Below are 19,960 nucleotides of genomic sequence, written 5' to 3'. Positions count from 1 at the left end.
TCCGCGCGCCCTTCCTGCTGATTCGCTTTCCTGTAGCTGAACTACGTCAACCGTTCGATAGAGCCTTATGATCCGATACGCCTGTGCCGCCCTCGCCGCCGCCGCCACCTCTGTCGTTACCAGTCCTGCGCACGCGGCCATCCCGCTGCAAGCCTGCGACAGCCCGGGCTTTGCCACGGTCCTGCACCCGGCCGCGCACAAGCTAGACGCCCGCGCCGTCTGGCTGGAGCGGCGCCTGGCGCAATGGCCGGGCGTGGCCGGCGAAGGGTTGTTCCGCCTCTACCATTCGCCGACAGGGTCGATCACTATCAAAAACGGTGCGAAGGTGGTCGGCGCCTCCGGCGCGCTCGACCTGGCGGTCTTCAAAGGGGAAGTGCCGGCAGCGGCCGCGCAGCGCTTCAAGTACGTGGGCGCGGGCGCCGTGCTGGCGGTGAAAGACGCCGACCTGCCGCGCCTGGCCCAGCTCCATCGCGAACAGCTGGTGCTGGTGCGCGAAGCGGCTGACGGCACGGTGCTGGCCGCCACGCGCCTGCAAACGGCCGGCGCCCTCGACGACCTGTACGCCGCTGCCGCGGAGGTGCCCGACCTGGGCGCCACGCCCGCAAAGCACCGCACCGGCTTCAAGCTGTGGGCGCCGACCGCGCAGGACGTGGCCGTCTGCGTGTACGAAGGCGGCACCGGCGCGGCCACTGCCATCCATGCGCTGGTGTTCGACGCGCGCACCGGCGTGTGGGGGACGAACCTGCCGGCCGATCTGTCAGGCCGCTATTACAAGTACGCGGTCGACGTCGTCGCGGACGGCGCCGGCCTGGTGCGCAACCTCGTCACCGACCCGTATTCGGTCAGCCTCACCACCGACTCGAAGCGCAGCTATATCGCCGACCTCGACGCCCCTGCCCTCAAGCCACGCGGCTGGGACGCGCAGCGCCCGCCCGCGACCGTCAAGGCGCAGCCCGACATGGCGGTCTACGAACTGCACGTCCGTGATTTTTCGCGCGACGATCCGACCGTGCCGCCGGCCAAGCGCGGCAAGTACACGGCGTTCAGCGAAACGCAGTCGAACGGCATGCGCCATCTGCAGGCGCTGGCCAGGGCCGGTCTGACCGACATCCACCTGCTGCCCGTCTACGACATCGGCAGCGTCCCGGAAAAAGCCTGCGTCGTGCCCAAGCCGGCCGGAGCGCCCGACGGCGAACAGCAGCAGGCCCTGATCGCCAAAACGGCAGACGAGGACTGCTACAACTGGGGTTACGACCCCTGGCACTACAACGCGCCCGAAGGCAGCTATTCGAGCGCCCCGCACGACGGCGCGCGCCGCATCGTGGAATTCCGCGAGATGGTGCAGAACCTGCACCACGCCGGCCTGCGCGTCGGCCTGGACGTGGTCTACAACCACACCTTCCGCTCCGGCCAGCATGAAAAATCGGTGCTCGACCGCGTGGTACCCGGCTACTACCATCGCCTCGATGCGAAGGGGGCCGTCGAGCAGTCGACCTGCTGCGACAACACGGCCACAGAGAACACGATGATGGCCAAGCTGATGATCGAGTCCGCCGAACTCTGGACCCGCCACTACAAGATCGACTCGTTCCGCTTCGACCTGATGGGCCACCAGCCGCGCGCGGCCATGGAGACGCTGCAGGCGCGCGTCGACAAGGCGGCGAAGCGCCGTGTGCAGCTGATCGGCGAAGGCTGGAACTTCGGCGAAGTGGCGGACGGCGCGCGCTTCGTACAGGCCTCGCAACTGTCGCTGAACGGCAGCGGCATCGGCACCTTCAGCGACCGTGCGCGCGATGCCGCCCGTGGCGGTGGCGCGGGCGACGCCGGCGATGCGGTGATCCGCCAGCAGGGCTATATCAACGGCCTCGTATACGATGCCAACGCCCGCGCCGGCACGCGCCTCGTGAAGGACTTGCTGGCGGCCGCCGACATGATCCGCATCGGCCTGGCCGGCACGCTGCGCAGCTATTCGCTGACCACCTTCGATGACGCCACTCGCAGGCTCGAAGACATCCCCTACGGCAGCCAGCCGGCCGGTTACGCCAGCCAGCCCGGCGAAACCGTGAACTATGTCGAGAACCACGACAACCAGACCCTGTATGACGCCAACGCCCTGAAGCTGCCCCTGCAAACGTCCACGGAAGACCGTGCGCGGGTGCAGGTGCTGGGCCTGGCGATCAACGCCTTCAGCCAGGGCGTCGCCTATTTCCACGCCGGCGTCGACATCCTGCGCTCGAAATCGCTGGACCGGAACAGCTTCAATTCGGGCGACTGGTTCAACCGGGTCGACTGGAGCTACCAGACCAATTACTTCGGCACCGGCTTGCCGCCCGCGGCAGACAACGCCAAGGACTGGCCGCTGTTCAAGCCGCTGCTGGCCGATCCCAAGCTGGTCCCGCTGCCTTCCGACATCGCTTTCACGCGCGACGCCTTCCGCGACCTGCTGGCGATTCGCGCCAGCTCGACCCTGTTCCGGATGCGCACAGCGGACGATGTCAACAAGCGCCTGCGCTTCTTCAACGTCGGCTCGAAACAGGAGCCGACCGTGCTCGCGGCCCACCTCGACGGCCGCGGCTATGCCGGGGCGGGCTTCAAGGGAATCAGCTACCTGGTCAACGTGGACAAGGTCGCGCACGTCGTCACCGACCCGCAGCTGCGCGGCAAGCGCATGCGCCTGCACCCGGTGCACACGGCCAAAGGCGCAGGCGACAAGCGCGCCGCCAGCGCCGGCTACGACAGCAGCAACGGCACCTTCAGCGTCCCGGCGCGCACGGCGGTGGTGTTCGTCGAGGACTGACAGGCCCGATGAAAACGCGCGCCTACCTCGACGAAGTGAGCCTGAAGCCCTCCGCGGCCGCGCATGCGGATCAATTTCCTTTCTCGCTGCCGGTGGTGCGCTCGCTCGACAGGCTGGCCCTGCATCCGAACGTGACCTTCTTTGTGGGTGAGAACGGTTCCGGCAAGTCCACGCTGCTGGAGGCGATCGCAGTGGCGATGGGGTTCAATGCAGAGGGCGGCAGCCGCAACTTTCGTTTCGCGACGCGTCCGTCGCATTCGACTTTGCACGAGCACCTGCGCATCGTGCGCGGCATCCACCAGCCGCGCGACGGCTTTTTCCTGCGTGCGGAAAGCTTTTTCAACGTCAGTACGGAAATCGAACTGCGTGATGAAGACCCTTCGGGCGGCCCGCAACTGATCGATTCGTTCGGTGGCAAGCCGCTGCACGAGCAATCGCACGGCGAATCCTTCCTGTCGCTGTTCATCCACCGCTTCGGCGGCAACAGCCTGTTCATTCTCGACGAGCCGGAAGCGGCCCTTTCCCCGCAGCGCCAGCTCGCCATGCTCAGCCGCCTGCACGACCTGGTGGAAAGCCGGAGCCAGTTCATCATCGCCACCCATTCGCCAATCCTGATGGCCTACCCGAACGCGGCCATCTACGAATGCGGCGAGCGCGGCATCCACCCGATTGCCTACGAAGACACCGAGCACTACCGGGTCATGCACGACTTCATCGCCAATCCGCAGCGCATGCTTGCCATCCTGATGGGACGCTAGCCGATATCCTACAGGCCGACTTCCTCGCGCTGCGCTGCCCATGCATATCGTGGCCGACCAGGAACGGCCCCTGATTATTTTAATTCCGCTGCATCCAAAGCGCGCCACGCTGCGTAGTAAAGGCGTCGGGTCGATTTCGATTCGATCATCGTGTTGCTACGTGGATTTGACGACCAGTTTACGAGGTATCCCGTCTTTCCAGCGTGGAGCACTGCCTTTTTACACTCGTCACTTCATTGATCAGGAGAAGCACCATGAGAAAGCTAGCAAAGTTGGCAGCCGCTGCAAGCCTCATCGTCACGGCCCTGCCCGCGGTCGCCGTCGACGACCACGCCAGTTACCGCTCGCGCCCCGCTTGCGAAAGCGGGGGCAACCACGGCAAATCCGGTTCGCTGTCGGTCGTCGGCCTGACCGCCGACATGCGACTTGTATGTTTCAACGAATATCGTCCCGGTAACGCCCGCAGCATCGGCTACATCAGTGGCCTCATGCGAGGCGATGCACTGGTCGGCATCGATTTCCGGGTACAGGACAACAGACTGTACGGTGTGAGCAGGTCCGGCGGCATCTATGCGCTCGATGTCCGGAACGCCGTTGCCACGAAGGTCAGCCAGCTGTCGGTTCCGCTCGAAGGCAATTCATTCGGCGTGGATTTCAATCCTGCCGCAGACCGCTTGCGTATCGTCAGCGATGCCGGGCAAAACCTGCGACACAACGTGAATACCGGTGGTGTTACCGTTGTCGACGATCCCCTGGATTATCCACCTGCCACCCCGGTCAATGCCGTGGGGCCGACTGCCACCGGCGTCACCGGCTCGGCCTACACCAATAACGACCTTTCTCCCAACACCGCCACGACGCTGTATGCGCTCGACACGTTGCTGGACCAGGTGGCCCTGCAATCGCCGCCGAACGACGGCACGCTCGCTGCAACCGGCAAGTTGGGCGTGGACACTGGATTGGCTACCGGATTCGATATCTACAGCATTATCCGTTCAGGGGCGAGCGTTGGCGCACAGGGGCTCGCGTCCCTGCAAACGGCCGACGGGGCAAACAGGCTGTACAGCATCAGCCTGTCAACCGGAAAGGCGACATTGCGGGGCGCCTTCTCGAATCAGTACAAGATCATCGGCATTGCCATTCCGTTGAATCAACTGTAGCAGGGTACCGGCACGAAGCCGCTGGTCCCTGTGGCAAGGCAAGGCAGGCCGGGAGATTTCATGTGGCCTGCGCGAGTATCTCGAGCAGCTTTGCCGTATCGATCGGCTTGACCAGATGATGGTCGAAACCGGCCGCCAGCGTGCCCTGGCGGTCGCTCTCCTGGCCGTACCCGGTGACGGCCACCAGCACGGAACGGGCGGTTCCGGGGAGCGTGCGCAGGCGCCGTGCCAGCTCGTTGCCGTCCATCCCCGGCAAACCAATGTCGAGCAGGCACACCTGGGGGGCCTGCTCCTGCGCCCGTACCAGGCCGGCCTGGGCACCGTGTTCCACCGTCACCTCGTGGCCCGAAGCTTCGAGCAGCATGGCCAGCATCGACGCGGCATCGACGTTATCGTCCACCACCAGGATCCGCAGCGGCCGGCTGTCCGCGCGCAGCGCATGCGCGCCATAGGCATGCGCGCGCGGGAGTTCCTCCTCGGCCAGGCGTGGCAGGCAGACCGTGAACGTGCTGCCGTGTCCGGCACCCTCGCTGCGGCAGTGCACCGTCCCGCCGTGCAGCTCGGCCAGGCTCTTGACGAGCGCCAGCCCCAGCCCCAGCCCGCCTGCCGAGCGGTCGGAGGTGCGCTCGGCCTGTGCGAACAGGTCGAAGGCATGTTGCGCCAGGTCGGGCGTCATGCCGATGCCGTTATCGATGACATGGACCAGCACATGGGATTCGTGCACGTCGGCCCTGAGCGTGATGTTGCCGCCTTCATTCGTGTACTTGGCAGCATTGTTCAGGATGTTGGTGATGACTTGCACCAGCCGCTTCTTGTCCCCCATGACCCGGGTCGACTCGGGCGGCAGGTGCAGGGCCAGGTGATGGCGCCGCGCCTGGATGAGGGGCGTCACCTGCTCCACCGCCTCGGTGACGACATGGCGGATGTCCTGCGGCGCATTGTCCAGCGTGACCAGGCCGCGCGTCACGCGCGACACGTCCAGCAGGTCGTTGATCAGGTGCGTCATGTGCTCGACCTGGCGGCCGATGATCCGGCTCGTCTGGCGCACGCGCGCATCGTCTAGCTTGGCCATCTGCAGCAGCTGCGCGGCCGCGCCGATCGGCGCCAGCGGATTCCTCAGCTCGTGGGCGAGCATCGCCAGGAACTCGTCCTTGCGCTGGTCGGCCAGTGTCAGCTGCTCCTGCGCCGACCTGCGTTCGGTGACGTCGCGGAAGAAAAAGGCGATACCGCCGTCAAGCGAGCGGTAGGTACGAACTTCGGTCCACCCCTGCGTCCCGTCCGGCCGGGTTTTCAGGATTTCAATGGTTTCGGCCTTGCCGGTTTCCATGACCCGCCGATAGACGGTCTCGGCTTCCGTGTTCTTCAGCGCCGAAAAGATATCCCAGTGGTTGCGCCCGATCACCTCGGCAGCGCTGTGCTGGGTCAGCCGCAGCCCTTCCGCATTCATGCGCAGGATGGTCCAGTCGCGGTCGAGCACGGCGAAGCCTTCGGCCATGCTGTCGAAGATGTACTGGCTCTGGTCGCGCTCGGCACGCAAGGCGGCCTGCGCCTGCGCCGCGTCGACGGCCGACCAGGTCCGCTCGGCCAGTTCCTGCGCCAGTTCGAGTTCTTCAGCCTGCCAGGCACGCGGTGCGGCATCCTGGATCGTCAGCACGGCATGCAGTTTGCCCTCCTTGACGAGGGGCACGAGCAAGTTGGCGCGGATGCCGATTTTCTCGTAGGCGGCGGTATGCAATGCGGTACGGCGATCCTGCCCGACGTCGTGGTTGATCACGGCTTTGCCGGCGCGCAGGTCGGCGATCATGTCCGGGCCAAAGTCGTCCAGCGTCTTGGTGAGCCCGGCCAAGCTGGAACATCCTTCAACCGTCCAGTCGCGGCGGATGAAGATGGTTCCCCGCTCGTCATCGACCTCGGCATACAGCACGCGCGCCACTCCCAGTTTGCGGCCCAGCAGTTCGCAAGCGGCGGCGGTGACCTCGTCCGGGTTGCCCATCGGGCGAATGCGGTCGGCCAGTTCGAGCTGGAAGGCCTGGTGCAGGCGAATTTCTTCGAGCTGCTGCACCTTTTCCGACAGCGCGCGGCTGCTCTCGTAGGCGCCGGTGACATCGCTGCCCTGGACAAATATGCCGGTCACCCGCCCATCCTGGCCGATGACCGGCTGGTACAGCAAGTCCACATACCGGTCCGTGAGCGCTGCGCCGCCCTCGCGTCGCACCGCTACCTTGCGGTCGCGCAGGACGATCGGCGTGCCGGTCTCGAATACGCCGTCCAGCAATTCGTAGATCCCCTGCCCCGCCAGTTCCGGCAATGCTTCCAGCACCGGTTTGCCGAGCAGGGTCCGATGCCCGACCAGGGTGTAGAACGCTTCGTTGACCATCTCGAACGCATGGTTCCGGCCCGTCAGCACGGCGATGAAACCAGGCGCCTGGTCGAACAGGATCTGCAGCTGGCTGCGCTCGGCATTGAGGATGCGCGTCATCGCTTCGTGCATCTGCGGCCGGTTCATTTGCGGCCGGTTCATGGGCTGCACCTCGGGCACCGCATTCGCGCCCTGCTTCAGGTAATACTTCTTGCTCGATTCGTCGAACCGGTACAGGTCGGTGACATCGATGGCGTTCTGGGCGACATAGATGACCTCGCCGGCCCCGTCGAAGACCGGACTGTGCACTGCGCTCCAGTAGCGCTGCTCGAAAACGATGCCCTCGGGCCCTTCATGCGGAATGGCGTAACGCAGCAATGCGCTGGTATGCGGCTTGCGTGTGGAAATCGCCAGCTCGATGGAAACACGCACTTCGTCGAGGTTGGTCGAATCCGGGTCGGCCGGATCAACCGGAAAGGCGTCGAAGATGTGCTTGCCGACGATGTCGTCCGCGGTCCTGCCCGTGGACCGCAGGTAGGCAGGATTGGCACCGATGATGATGAAGTCCGTGTCGATCAGCAGGTAGGGGTACGGCGAAGCGGCAAACAGCGCGGAGAAGTCCGGTCGGGTAGTCATCGTCCCATTCTCACATAGAAGCGATGACAGCGCAGTACGGTGGTGTTTTGCCACCAGGCCCGCAGCCAGGCGGCCTCAGGCGTCCTGAGGTGTGCCCTTACCCTGCTGCAGCGACCCCAAAAAATCGCCGACACGGCCTGGGGCCACCGGTTTCGTGAAATGCATATCGAACCCGGCTTCGTTTGAACGGGCCAGGTCTTCCTTCGCGCCCCATCCCGACACGGCGGCGATGGCGCTGCGTTCCAGGCCCGGGATCGTCCTGATCCGGCGCGCGACTTCGTAGCCGGTCATGCCGGGCATGCCAATGTCGAGGAAGAGCACCTCAGGCTGGAATTGCGCCGCAACCTGCAGCGCTTCCTGTCCATCGTGCGCAATGCGCAGCTCGTGACCGTACATCTCGAGCAGCGAGGCCAGGGTGGTCGCCGCATCGACATTGTCGTCCGCCACGAGGATGCGGAAAATGTTGCCGGGCACGGGGGCGGTGCCGTCGGTCCGGGCGGCGCCTGGACGGTCCGCACCGGCAAGCTCGAGCGGCAGCCTGACGACGAAGGTGCTGCCCTTGCCTACGCCTTCGCTGCTTGCCGCGACGGTGCCGCCGTGCAGGCTGACGAGCTGGCGCACCAGCGACAGCCCGATTCCCAGGCCGCCTTGCGCGTGCTGCATGTTGCGCCCGACCTGGCTGAACATGTCGAACACCGTGTCCAGCGATTCGCGCGGGATGCCGACGCCGCTGTCGCCGATCGATATGACGGCCTGGCCGCCATCCTGCCGAACAAGGAGTTCGATGCTGCCGCCGGGGGGCGTGTATTTCGCCGCGTTCGTGAGCAGGTTGCCGATCACCTGGGCGATGCGCGCGGGGTCCGCGTTCACCGGCAGCGGGACATCGTCCAGCTTCAGGCTGAACGTGTGCCGGCCTTTCTCGATCAGGGGCAAGCTGGTCTCGACGGCGTTCGACACGATCGACTTCAGGTCGACCGCTTCCCTCTTGATGTCGACCTTGCCGTTGGTGACGCGGGCGATGTCGAGCAGGTCGTCGATCAGGTGCGACAACTGTTTCGCCTGGCGCTCGATGATGCCGCGCACGCTCGACACGGTTTCCCTGCTGTCGGGGCGCATGCGCATGACTTCCAGGCCGGTCACGATCGGCGCCAGCGGATTACGCAATTCATGCGCCAGGACCGCCAGGAACTCGCTCAGGTTCTTGTTCGACCTGGTGACCTCGTCGAGCAGCGCGCCCTGCCGTGCCTCGGACTGGCGCAGCGCCGCTTCGGTACGTTTGAAGGCATCGATGTTCGTGGCAACGACAACCTGCCCCCTGGGCGCACCGTCGCTGCCCGCCAGCGGCACGGCTGCCACCTGGGTCCAGACGTCGGCGCCGTCGTCGTTCGTGTACAGCATTTCGATGCCGGGCACGACCCGTTCGCCGCGCAAGGCCCGCGCACCCGGAAAGTCCTCGCGCGCATACGGGCTGCCGTCGGCATCGAAAGCCCGCCACCGGTCATGGCGCGCGTCGTCCAGCGACGGCAGGATCGCGGTGGGCAGGTAACGGTGCATTTCCTGGTTCGAGAGCAGGAACTTGCCCTGCTGGTCAACAACAGCGACACCGACCGGCAGGGCTTCGAACATGGCGGAGAGCGCCTCCTGCGTCTCGCGCAGCGCCTGCTCTGCCTGCTTGCGGTCGCTGATGTCGAGGACATTGCCGACGAATCCACGGAAGTCGCCGGCCGGCGAGAACCTGGGGCGGCCCATGTCGATCACCCAGCGATAGCTGCCGTCCGCATGCAAGAGCCTGTGCTCCAGGCTGTATTCCTTCTTTTGTTCATTCGCTTCCAGGAAGGCCTGGCTCGCCCCTTGCCGATCCTCCGGATGAATCGCCGTCAGCCAGCCGAAGCCAAGGCCTTCTTCATCGCCTTGCCCGGTGAATTCATACCAGCCGCGCGACAGGAAGGAGCAGGTGCCGTCCGGCTCGGTTACCCAGAGGAGCGCGGGGGCCGCCTCCGCAAGGTCGAGAAAGCGCGACTTGCTGCGCACGAGCGCCTGCTCGGCCAGGCGGCGCTGCAATACCACGGCAGCCTGGTTGGCCGCCACTCCCAGCAACAGGCGCTCATGCTCGGATGGAAAGTCGGGGCGTTGGGAACCGACCACCATCGCGCCGATGTCGCGCCCGATACCAAAGCGCACGACGCTCACGCGCAGCGGCTGTCCGCCCTCAGGATGGGGAATGGTTGCTGGCGCGTGCGCAGCGGAGGGGCTCGACAAGCTGTCCAGTGCGCAGCGCGCTGCAGGCAGGAACAGGCTGGCGGCATCCTGCCGCTTGCTGCGAACGGCATCGATTGCGTCGATCGCGGCGTCGGCGCTGTCCGATAACCGGACATAGGCCAGGTCGAGGTCGAGCATCGACAGGATCACGCTCGCCAGGCTGTCGACGATGCCATCGAGACCAAGCTCGCCCCAGATCGCCGGCAGGGTCGAGAGCGCGACGAGGTCGCGCATGGCGCGCCGCAGGCACTCGACCTCGGAACTCTCCTGTCCCGGAACCTGTAGGCCGGTCACTGCATTCACACACGCGGGCCAGGCTGGTTACTGCCCGCAGCTTTCCGTGCCTCGATTTCCTGCAGCATTTGCTCGGCCGGGACATAGAACGGATTTTCCTGGAGGATGCCGCCGATGATCACCATCGGATGCGTGCGCATGATGTCGATTACGGCGGTGGCATCGAACTGGGACAGGTCGTAGGTACAGACGACCGGATCATGCCGTTCCGGCAGCGCATGGTTCAGGCGCGCCTCGTACTCGACGATATCGTGCACGCCGGGCCGGTCTTCCAGCGCCCACTCCATATTCGCGATATTGCGCGATATTTTCCCCGGAGGCGCATTTCCCGGCGCGATCATTTTCAGCAGGGTCTCGATCATGAGGTGCTGGTCGAAACGGCCATCCTTGAGGTAGGTTTCGCGCCAGTTGAGCACTTCGAGCTGCCCCTGCGCTTCGGCCGCGGCCGTATCGATGCCTGCCTGCTCCATACGGGCCAGGTGGGCGGCACGCTGCTCGGGGTCGACGATGTGGAAGGCCCGGTCTCCCCTCTCGAAACCTTCCAGGATGAAAGGCATGAGCACCCGGTACTCTTCTTCCTTGGTGTGGAAAAAGGCACAGGCATGGCAGGAATGGGTGAGCGCCTTACCGGCCAGGCTCACGGCGTTGTTGTCGACTGACATGATAGTCACCAGGAAGTGAGGATTACAAGGGGATCATGCGCTGAAGACCGGCAGCACTGCGAGCCGGCACCGCAGGACATCTTGCCAGATAATTACACGTCCAGGTGCGAAATGAGCAGCTTGCGCCGCTCGATGTCGCCATCCTGGTCGGCCTGGCTGCCCAGCGAGATCCCGACCGCCATGATATCGATCAGCAGCAGCTGCAGGATGCGCGAAATCATCGACAGGAAGGTCGTGCTGTCCTCGGTGTGGTCGACCGCGAGGCACACGTGCGCCTTTTTCGCCAGCGCCGACTTGCTGCTCGTAATCGCAATGACGCTGGCGCCGGCGGCGCGCGCGGCGTCCACCGCCGACAACAGTTCCGGCGCCTGCCCCGCCGTCGAAATGGCGATCACCACGTCGTTCGGTTTCAGCAGTTCGGCGGCCAGCTGGAACAGGTGGGCGTCGCCGTGCGCGGTGGTCGGGATGCGGAAGCGGAAGAATTTATGCTGGCCGTCGAGGGCCACCACGCGCGCATTGCCCATCGCGTAGAACTCGACCTTGTTGGCACTGCGCAGGAGCGCAATGGCGCGGTCGATCGCATGCACGTCCAGGCCGTCGCGGAATTTCAGGATTGCCGACACCGTGTTGTCGATCACCTTGGCCGACAAGTCATGGGTGCTGTCGCTCATGCGCACCTGGCTGTGGCGCACGGGAATCGAGCCGGTCAGGCTGCCGGCGAATTTGAGCTTGAATTCGGCCAGTCCCTGGAAGCCGAGCGAGCGGCAGAAGCGGATCACGGTCGGCTGGCTGACATCGGCCAGGCGCGCGATTTCCGCGATCGGCTCGGACAAGACTTTCCTCGGATGCTCGAGCACGAGCGCGGCGACGCGCTGCTCGGCCGGCGACAACTCGTGCTGCAGGTGCTGCACGCGCTCCATGAGCGTATTGGCGCCGCTGCGCCCGCGCAGGTGTTCCGAGAGGATGGTCGAGACGCCGCGCAGCGCCGGGTTCGGCGTCATGATGACGTAGGTCGGGATCTGGGCCAGGTATTCGGAAAAGCGCCCTTTCGCCTCGAAGCGCGCGCGAAATGGCGACGTGGCGAACCATTGCGCGATGCGCGGCACAATGCCGCCGCCAATGAAAATGCCGCCGAAGGCACCGAGCGTCAGCGCCAGGTTTGCGGCCGCGCCGCCGAGCATGCCGGCGAAGCATTCCAGCACCTCCAGGCAGAGCGGATCGTTTTGTTCGAGCGCGCTGCTGACGATCTCGGCCGCATTGCGGGCCGGGGCCTGTACGCCATTCTTCTCCGCCAGCGCCCGGTACACCAGTTCCATGCCCGGCCCGGACAGGATGCGTTCGTTCGACACGTGCGGCCACTCGCGCCATGCGTACTGCAGGATGGCGAACTCGCGCTCGTCGCCCGGGGCGAAATTCACGTGCCCGCCTTCGCTCCCCAAGGTGACGAAACCGTCCGCGGTCGGGATCACCCCCGACACGCCGAGACCCGTGCCGGCCCCGAGCACGCCCGCCACCGCGTGCGGCTGCGGCTTGCCTTCGCCGATTTGCAGCACATCGCCGGCGCCAAAAGTAGGCAGCGCCATCGCCAGCGCGGTGAAGTCGTTCACGATCAGGAGCGTGGACCAGCCCATCGTCCGGCGCACTTCGTCGGTCGAGAACTGCCAGTCGCGGTTGGTCATGCGCACCAGGTCGCCGCTGATCGGGTTGGCCATGGCAAAGGCCGCGTGCGTGATGCGCTCGCTGCCGTGCTGCGCAAGATAGGTGTTGAGCAGCGGCACGATGCCGCTGTAGTCGTCGCAACGCAGCACTGCAGTCTGGCGCAGCACGCCGGGCGCCGTCTCGAGCGCTAACCTGGCATGGGTGGCGCCGATGTCGGCAAGGAGGCGCGGACCGTCGGCATAGGAGGCACGGCTGTTTTTTTGTTCGATTTCTGGTTCGGTGATCATCGCGCTGCTTTACGGCTGGATTTACGGCTGAGATACGTCTGGAGCCGCGTAGGATAGCATTGTTTGATTGTTACCAGACCGGCCTTCTCACCTTCCCGCCTTCAATCCGTTCAGGAGGGCCGCATGGAAGGCCTTCGGATCCTGCATCTGCGGCGCGTGGCCCATCTCCGGGAAGCTCACAAGCGTCGCCTTCGGGATCGCCTTGACGGTTTTCTGCGCCAGCTCGGGATAATTGCCCAGCTTCGGCCGCAAGGCCTCTGGCGCCGCATCCTTGCCGATTGCCGTCGTGTCCTTCAGGCCGATCAGCAGCAGCGTCGGCATGGTCAAGAGCGGGAATTCATAGACCACCGGCTGCGTATAGATCATGTCGTACAGCAGCGCCGAATTCCAGGCGACGATTTCCTTGCCGGGGCCGCGGTACATGCCGGCCAGCATCTGCACCGGCGGCTCGTATTCCGGCTTCCACTGGTTGACGTAATAGGTCGATTTTTCATAGTTGCGGATGCGCTCGGCCGTGGTCTGCAGCTCGCGCTGGTACCATTTATCGACACCGAGCGAGGGCACGCCCAGCGCCTTCCAGTCTTCCAGCCCGATCGGGTTGACCAGCACCAGCTGCTCGGTCTGCTGCGGGAACATCAGGCCATAGCGCACGGCGAGCATGCCGCCGGTCGAGTGGCCCATCATCGTGACCGGTCCCTTCACGCCAATGGAGTCAAGCAGCGCGCGCGTGTTCTCGGCCAGTTGCTGGAAGGTGTACTGGTAGTGTTCGGGCTTGCTCGATTTGCAGAAGCCGACCTGGTCCGGCACCACGACGCGATAGCCGGCGCCTGCCAGGGCCTTCATGCTCCCGTCCCAGGTTGCGCCGCAGAAGTTCTTGCCGTGCAGGAGGACGACGGTGCGGCCGTTGGCCTTGCCTGTGGGCGCGATGTCCATGTAGGCCATGTGCAGTTTTGCGCGCTGCGAGGTGAAGTTGAACTGTTTTACGGGCGCCGGATAGCTGAAACCTTCGAGTTCCGGGCCGTAGACCGGTTCGTCGGCGGCTTGTGTAGCGGATAAGGTGGCCAGGGAAAGGGCAATGACCGAAGCGAAACGAAAGGTGATGGCGGGCGTCATGGCAATCTCAAGTGATCGAATATGCAAAGTCTAGTCGAGAATAAAGAAAGCCGTTCCCCGATTGCGTCTCAGCCATCGATGGCCCTGCGTGCCAGCGCCGTATCGTCGGAGAACAAACCGTCGATCCCGGTATCGAGGTAGCGCCTCATCTCGGCGATCGACCCGGCTTCGTTGCGTGCGTTGGGGCCCGCGCCATTGCGAAAGTCCGCGGCCAGGAAGGCATTCTCGGGACGGAAGGTCCAGGCGACCACTGGCAAGCCCGCCCGGTGCGCGTCCGCCACCAGCGTGGTCGGCTCGGCCAAACGGTCGCCCTGCCCCAGCGGGATCACGGCGCGGTTGACCGGCGCTACCACGTCGGCGTACAGCGCCATGTCGCGCAGGCCGCGTGTCGACACGATCTCGCCATAGGTCAGGCTGCCGCCCGATAAGGCCACGTCGGCCGGGCGCACCGCGTCGTAACGCCCGCCGGCGACGACCAGCTGCGCCAGGCGGATATGCGTGGAACGGCCCAACTGTTTCCTCAGCCCCTTCAGGTTCGCCGTCTCGAAGGACTGCACGGTAACCGGGGCGCGCCGCGTATAGGCATGCGCGTTCAGGGTCGACACCAGGCGCTCTTCCAGCGCCAGGCCGGCTGCGGCAAACCAGGTCGAATGCTTCAGCTCGGGGATCAGGCCGATGACGCGTCCGCGCGCCGCCGCCTCGGCCGCCACGAAATCGATGATTTCTTCGAGGCTGACGACCTGGAACTGGCCGTCGTGGCCGCTGCCACGCATCTTCGGCAGGCGCTCGACGGCGCGCAATGTCTTCAGTTCGGCCAGGGTAAAGTCCGAGACGAACCAGCCCTCGTGCGCCTCGCCGTCGATGGTCTTGCGGGTCTTACGGCCCGCAAATTCGGCGCGGCTGGCAACGTCGGTGGTGTCGGCAATAAGGTTCTCGTGGCGCGCCACCAGCACTCCATCCTTCGTGCAGACCAGGTCGGGCTCGACGAAATCGGCGCCATCCTGGATCGCCTTTGCATAGGCGGCCAGCGTATGCTCGGGAAACAGGGCGCTGGCGCCACGGTGGGCGTAGAGCGTCGGCACCGCGCCGGGATGGAGGCTCCTCGTCGGCTGCGCCCGGGCCAGGCCGGGCAAGGCCGCCAGCGCCAGGGCGCCGCCCAGCCCCTGCACGAGGCGCCGGCGCGACCGGTTCGCGGGCATGAGGAGCGTCATCAGATGTCCGCCTTCAGGGTGACAAAGCCCATGCGCGGCGGGATTGGATAAGTTGCGTAGCTGCCGCTGGCCTGGCCCACGTTTGGCTGCAGCACGCCCTTGCGGTCGGCCAGGTTGGTGACGTTGACGCTCCAGCGCAGGTTCTTCAGGACGCTTGTTGCGAACGGCACCTTGCCCGACACGTTCAGCCCAAGCAGGAAATAGCTGCCCACGCCCAGGTCATTGGTATAGGTGGCGAAGCGCTTGCCCACATAGTCGCCCTGCAGCTGCACTTCGATGTCGGCGCCTGGCTTGTAGGTGGCGATGAACTTGTTCATCCATTCGGGCGTGTTGGGCACGATCTTGCCGGCGGTCGGGACGACGGTGGTGCCGGACAGGTAACTGTCCTGGTACCTGGAACGGTTATAGGACACCGCATTGTAGAACGAGAACGGACGGCCGAAGTGCAAGGTGGCGCCGAGATCGACGCCGTCGGTTTTGACGCTGCCCACGTTCGACAGGATGGTGGTGCCGCCGGCGAAGGACGTGATGATCGGGTTCGAGCTGATCGCCAGCTGGCGGTCGCGGAAGTCCACGTGGTACAGCGTCACCTGGCCGTCGAAGGCGGTCAGCGGGCCGAAATCGAGCTGGCGCGAATCGCGCAGGCCTAGCTCATAGGTCACCGAAGTCTCCGGTTTCGCGGTCGCCTTGAAGTAATCAAACGCCGGCTGCGACGACAGGCTCCACGGCGAATTGCCGCCGCCGCCGTAGGTCACGAACTGGCGCATGTTCTTCTGGATGTTGGCGAACAGCTGATCGGTACTGGAGATGTCCCAACGCGCGCCCACCTGCGGCAGGAACCATTTTTTGGTGGTGATCTTCCCTTCCGGCAGGCCTTGCGAGCCACCGCTGAGCGCTGCGGGCAGCTGCTGCACCGGGAAGATCCCTTCCGCGAACTGCAGGCTCGACTTGAAACCGCCCTGCACTGTGAACGCAGGGGTCAGCTTCCACTCGTCCTGCAGGTGGAACTGGACGACCTTGTTGTCGATGTCGCTGCCGTACTGCGTGATGAGGGGATTGGCCGGACGCTGGTACGGGGTGCTGGGGTTGTTCACGTCCAGCGCGTACCAGCGGCGGTAGGCGCCCGAGTTGTTGTGCTCGAACCACAGCCCAGCCTGGAGGCGGTGCGCGCCCAGGTCCCAGCGCAGGATCGAGGTAGCGCCCTGCCGGTTGATCTTGTACTCGGTGGTGCGGGTCGCGTAGCCGGAATTGCCGAACACCGACTTCAGGTTCTGGTTCGGGTAGTAGGCCCGGAACAGGGCCGGCAGGCCTGCCTGGTTGATCGGGCCGGCCACTACCCCGACGCCGTCGTTGTGGTGGAAGTAGTACTGGTTGGACCAGGTGAGGTCGTCTCCTAGGTAAGCGTCGTACTTCACATAGGCCAGCTTGTCGGTGCGCTGGGCGTCGCTGTAATAATTGCGGAAGTTCGCGCCCACGGCCGCCGGCGGCGCGCCATTCGCGTCGAGGTAGGCCAGCGCGGCGGCGAAGTCCGGGTACAGGAAAGGCCGCGTGTAGGGCGAGGCCAGGCCGGCCTGGTGCAGGGTCGAATCCTCGTTCGGCTCGATCTTGTCGGACCAGTTGGCGAAGATGGTCAGCTTGCCGCTCTCGCCCTGGTGGACGAACTTGGCGTTGACCTGGTCGTTGCTCTGGCGGCCATTGAAATCCCAGGCCTTGGCTTCGTGGTGCAGGGCCGAGAGGTACAGACTATTGCCGCCGCCGAGGTCGCCCGAATCGAAGCGCACGAAGCTGCGGCTGGCCTTGTGGCTGCCCACGGTCTGCTGGAGGTTGAGGTTGCGGCGTGCCAGCGGATCGCTCGAATAGGTCTCGACCGTGCCGCCCAGGTTGCTGGTCGATGGCGTACCGAGGTCGCCGGCGCCGGTCGACAGCACCACGCTCCTTACATTTTCGCTGGTGAGGGCGCGCTGCGGCGCCAGGCCATTGTAGTTGCCATACTGCTGGTCGCCGAGCGGCACGCCGTCCATGGTGTAGCCGAGCTGCTGGCCGTTAAAGCCGTGCACGAACAGTGACAGGTTCTGCTCGTTGTTGCCCCATGGGTCGGCGGTCTGGAAGCTGACGCCCGGGAGCGCCTGCAGGGCCTTCAGCGGGTTCACGCCCGGCATCACCTTCTGGATTTCAGTGCCGGACATGGCGACCGAGGAACGTGTCTTGCGGGTCGAGATCTCGACGGTGGCAATGGCGCCGGGTGGCGTAGTGTCCTGGACAACCGGCGCCTCGGCTGCCGGGACTGGGTCGGCGGCGTGGGCCATCGATGCGCACAGGGTAGCCGCTGCGATGGCGGTCAAGGACAGGCGCAGGGCGGAGCGGTCGGACTTCGGCGTGACATTCATCGGGCAAGGTATCGGGACGGTTAAGGTGACCGAAGATTAAACTTGCCAGATGACTAAGCCGTGACACTGTCATGACCGATTCATGACCGTAGCGTCGGGAAGTCATACACTATTCCGTCTCCAGTCAGGAGGGTCAATGACATGCACGGTCTCGACGGCGTAGAAAACATCCGGCAACTGCAGGCGACTGACGCCAGTCTCATGGATGCGATGCTCAGCTTTTTTGCCGAGGCATTCGGCGATCCGGTGTCATACACATCGAAGCGGCCGGGCGCGGACTACTTGCGCAAGCTGCTCGGTGGCGACAGCTTCATCGCCCTGGCGGCGTTCGACGGCGCGGCCGTGATCGGCGCCCTGTGTGCGTATGAACTGCGCAAGTTCGAACAGGAGCGCAGCGAGATCTACATTTACGACCTGGCGGTGGCGGCAACGCATCGGCGACGGGGCATCGCCACTGCGCTGATCAGGTCACTCCAGGAAATCGCGGCCGCGCGCGGGGCCTGGGTCATCTTCGTGCAGGCCGATACCCAGCCCGAGGATGAACCCGCCATTGCGCTGTACAGCAAGCTCGGGGTGCGCGAGGACGTGCTCCATTTCGATATTCCCGTCACGCAGGCGACAGAGCCATCAGGGACGTAGGGTGGTCGGCTACACCCGTGCGCGTGAACATCTGCGACTGTAACGCCGCCCACCCTACGTGTCACTCCTGCCCGATCAGCACCACCTTGTTGCGCGTCTCGAACTGCACCTTGCCGCCCTTGACGACCGCGCGCGTATTCGAATACCAGTCGCGCACGGTCTGGCCGTCCATGAACACGCCGGTCACGGGTATGGCGGTCGGCTTGTCCTGCGGCAGGTCGAGGGCGACCACGACGCGGTCGACGACATCGCCCTTTTCATAAGTGCGCTTGAAAACGTAGGGATGGTGCTGGATCATGCGGTGCACGCCGGCGCCCACCGCCGGGTGCGCCTGGCGGAAGAGGCCGAGCTTGGCCCAGTGCTCGCGCACGTCGCGCACGCGGTTCAGGCCGCGCTGGGCGTTCGAGGCCAGTTCGTCCCAGTTCATGAAGGAGCGCAGCTTGGCGTCGCCTTCCGCACCCTTCACGTTCAGCAGGCGCGCGGTCTCGTCGCCGTAGTAGATCTGGGCGGCGCCCGGCGCCAGCAGCAGCTTGTTGGCGCTCTCGTAGGGGCGCTGGCGCGACGCGTCGTAAGGCTCGCCGTCATCATGGGAGCTCAGGTAGTTCAAGACCGACGATCCCTTCATCGGCCCCTGCAGGGCGACCGAATATTCGCTGAACAGCTTTTCATAGCTGTCGACGGCATCGCGCTTGATCGCGAAGTTGATCACGCTGTCGAAGCCTTGCGCCGGGTAGTCGACCGTCTTGCCGCCGAGGTCATAGGCACGGCCGTGCTTGATCTCGTAGCCGTAGACTTCGGCCGTCATATAAAACGGCAGGTCGCCCAGCTTCTTCGATGGATTGGCCTTCTTCCAGTCCTCGAAGGCCTGGCTCGCCACCTTTTTGAGGTCCTTCCACAGGCCAGGCTCGGTATGCTTGACCGTGTCGGCGCGGAAGCCGTCGATGCCGTACTTGCGCACCCAGTCGGCGTGCCACTTCATCAGGTAGTAGCGCGGCGCGCGCGGGTAGCCGGTGCGCTTGAAGAAGGCGTCGAGTTCCTGCACTTCGCGCTCGTAGCGCCCTTCCCGCTTCCATTTGGCCACCAGCATTGGCGGCAGCGCGACGGCCTTATTGCTGTCGGTGAGGATGTCCGGCAGGTTCTTCACCAGCGTGCACTCGATCGTCGTGCGCGTGTTCTTGTAGGTGCATGTCGGGCCTGTCCGCACCCAGTCCGCCGGCCACACCGGGTCGCTCCCGGTGACGGGCCCCGTGTGGTTCATCACCACGTCCAGCAGCACGCGGATGCCGTGCGCGTGCGCGGTGTCGACCAGCGTCTTGAAGTCCTCCTCGGTGCCGAGGTTGGCGTCGATGGCGGTGAAGTCGCGCGCCCAGTAGCCGTGGAAGCCATAGCTCTTGCCGGTGCCTTCGTCGGTGGCGGCGTGGATCTGCTCGACGGGCGGCGTGATCCACAGCGCGGTCACGCCCAGCTCGGTGAAATACCCTTCCTTGATCCTGGCCGTGATGCCGGCAAAGTCACCCCCCATGAAGCCGCGCAGCTTGGCCGCATCATTCGCCCGGCCGTAGGCCAGGTCGTTGGCCGGGTTGCCGTTGTTGAAGCGATCCGTCAGCAGGAAGTAGACGGTCGCGTTCTCCCACACGAAGGGCTTGGCTGGAGCGTTCCAGGGCGCGGCGGCGTGGGCCGGCGCAAAGCTCAGCATCAGGGAGACGGCAAGTGCGGGCAGTTTCATGGAGTTCTGTAAG

General features: G+C 65.0%; 12 protein-coding genes. 4 read left to right on the top strand and 8 right to left on the bottom strand.

The features are described 5' to 3' along the window. Positions 1 to 67: 67 nt before the first annotated feature. The 3 genes from ACFPN5_RS16735 to ACFPN5_RS16725 all read left to right on the top strand — a co-directional run bounded on the left by ACFPN5_RS16735 (position 68) and on the right by ACFPN5_RS16725 (position 4,715). Positions 68 to 2,797, top strand: a complete 2,730-nt coding sequence (locus ACFPN5_RS16735; protein WP_379784911.1) for an alpha-1,6-glucosidase domain-containing protein — start codon at positions 68 to 70, stop codon at positions 2,795 to 2,797. Between the two features lie 8 nt (positions 2,798 to 2,805). Next, positions 2,806 to 3,555 carry an AAA family ATPase gene (locus ACFPN5_RS16730; RefSeq protein WP_379784909.1) on the top strand — a complete coding sequence of 250 codons (750 nt, stop codon included), beginning with the start codon at positions 2,806 to 2,808 and terminating at the stop codon, positions 3,553 to 3,555. Between the two features lie 254 nt (positions 3,556 to 3,809). Then, entirely contained in the window at positions 3,810 to 4,715 is a 906-nt protein-coding gene (locus ACFPN5_RS16725; protein ID WP_379784907.1) for a DUF4394 domain-containing protein, read from the top strand. A gap of 58 nt (positions 4,716 to 4,773) precedes the next feature. Here the strand turns inward: ACFPN5_RS16725 and ACFPN5_RS16720 are convergent, their stop codons facing one another. The 7 genes from ACFPN5_RS16720 to ACFPN5_RS16690 form a co-directional block, all read right to left on the bottom strand. Beyond that, on the bottom strand, positions 4,774 to 7,710 hold the full coding sequence (locus ACFPN5_RS16720; RefSeq protein WP_379784905.1) for a hybrid sensor histidine kinase/response regulator: 2,937 nt from the start codon (positions 7,708 to 7,710) through the stop codon (positions 4,774 to 4,776). 75 nt (positions 7,711 to 7,785) lie between these two features. Next, the gene (locus ACFPN5_RS16715) at positions 7,786 to 10,203 is read right to left on the bottom strand and encodes a hybrid sensor histidine kinase/response regulator (protein ID WP_379784904.1); all 2,418 of its coding nucleotides are present in this window, start codon (positions 10,201 to 10,203) and stop codon (positions 7,786 to 7,788) included. 65 nt (positions 10,204 to 10,268) lie between these two features. Beyond that, positions 10,269 to 10,925: an MEDS domain-containing protein gene (locus ACFPN5_RS16710; RefSeq protein WP_379784902.1), complete on the bottom strand. Its 657-nt coding sequence runs from the start codon at positions 10,923 to 10,925 to the stop codon at positions 10,269 to 10,271. 92 nt (positions 10,926 to 11,017) lie between these two features. Next, positions 11,018 to 12,871: a glucokinase gene (gene glk, locus ACFPN5_RS16705; RefSeq protein WP_379784901.1), complete on the bottom strand. Its 1,854-nt coding sequence runs from the start codon at positions 12,869 to 12,871 to the stop codon at positions 11,018 to 11,020. Between the two features lie 87 nt (positions 12,872 to 12,958). Next, entirely contained in the window at positions 12,959 to 13,984 is a 1,026-nt protein-coding gene (locus tag ACFPN5_RS16700) for an alpha/beta fold hydrolase (RefSeq protein WP_379784900.1), read from the bottom strand. A 68-nt stretch (positions 13,985 to 14,052) separates the two neighbouring features. Continuing rightward, positions 14,053 to 15,195, bottom strand: a complete 1,143-nt coding sequence (locus ACFPN5_RS16695) for a glycerophosphodiester phosphodiesterase (protein ID WP_379784899.1) — start codon at positions 15,193 to 15,195, stop codon at positions 14,053 to 14,055. Beyond that, a complete protein-coding gene (locus ACFPN5_RS16690) occupies positions 15,195 to 17,582 on the bottom strand; it encodes a TonB-dependent receptor (protein WP_379784898.1) in 2,388 nt (795 codons plus the stop codon). Before ACFPN5_RS16690 ends, ACFPN5_RS16695 begins: the two co-directional genes overlap by 1 nt. 141 nt (positions 17,583 to 17,723) lie before the next feature. On the opposite strand from ACFPN5_RS16690, the gene ACFPN5_RS16685 reads away from it, so the two are divergent. Beyond that, positions 17,724 to 18,221 carry an AAC(3)-I family aminoglycoside N-acetyltransferase gene (locus tag ACFPN5_RS16685; protein ID WP_379784897.1) on the top strand — a complete coding sequence of 166 codons (498 nt, stop codon included), beginning with the start codon at positions 17,724 to 17,726 and terminating at the stop codon, positions 18,219 to 18,221. 61 nt (positions 18,222 to 18,282) lie between these two features. Here the strand turns inward: ACFPN5_RS16685 and ACFPN5_RS16680 are convergent, their stop codons facing one another. Further along, positions 18,283 to 19,947 carry an alpha-amylase family glycosyl hydrolase gene (locus ACFPN5_RS16680; protein WP_379784895.1) on the bottom strand — a complete coding sequence of 555 codons (1,665 nt, stop codon included), beginning with the start codon at positions 19,945 to 19,947 and terminating at the stop codon, positions 18,283 to 18,285. Positions 19,948 to 19,960 lie beyond the last annotated feature (13 nt).

The organism is Massilia niabensis, from assembly GCF_042655085.1.
Lineage (GTDB): Bacteria > Pseudomonadota > Gammaproteobacteria > Burkholderiales > Burkholderiaceae_D > Telluria > Telluria niabensis.
This window is presented reverse-complemented; position numbering and strand designations above follow the sequence as displayed.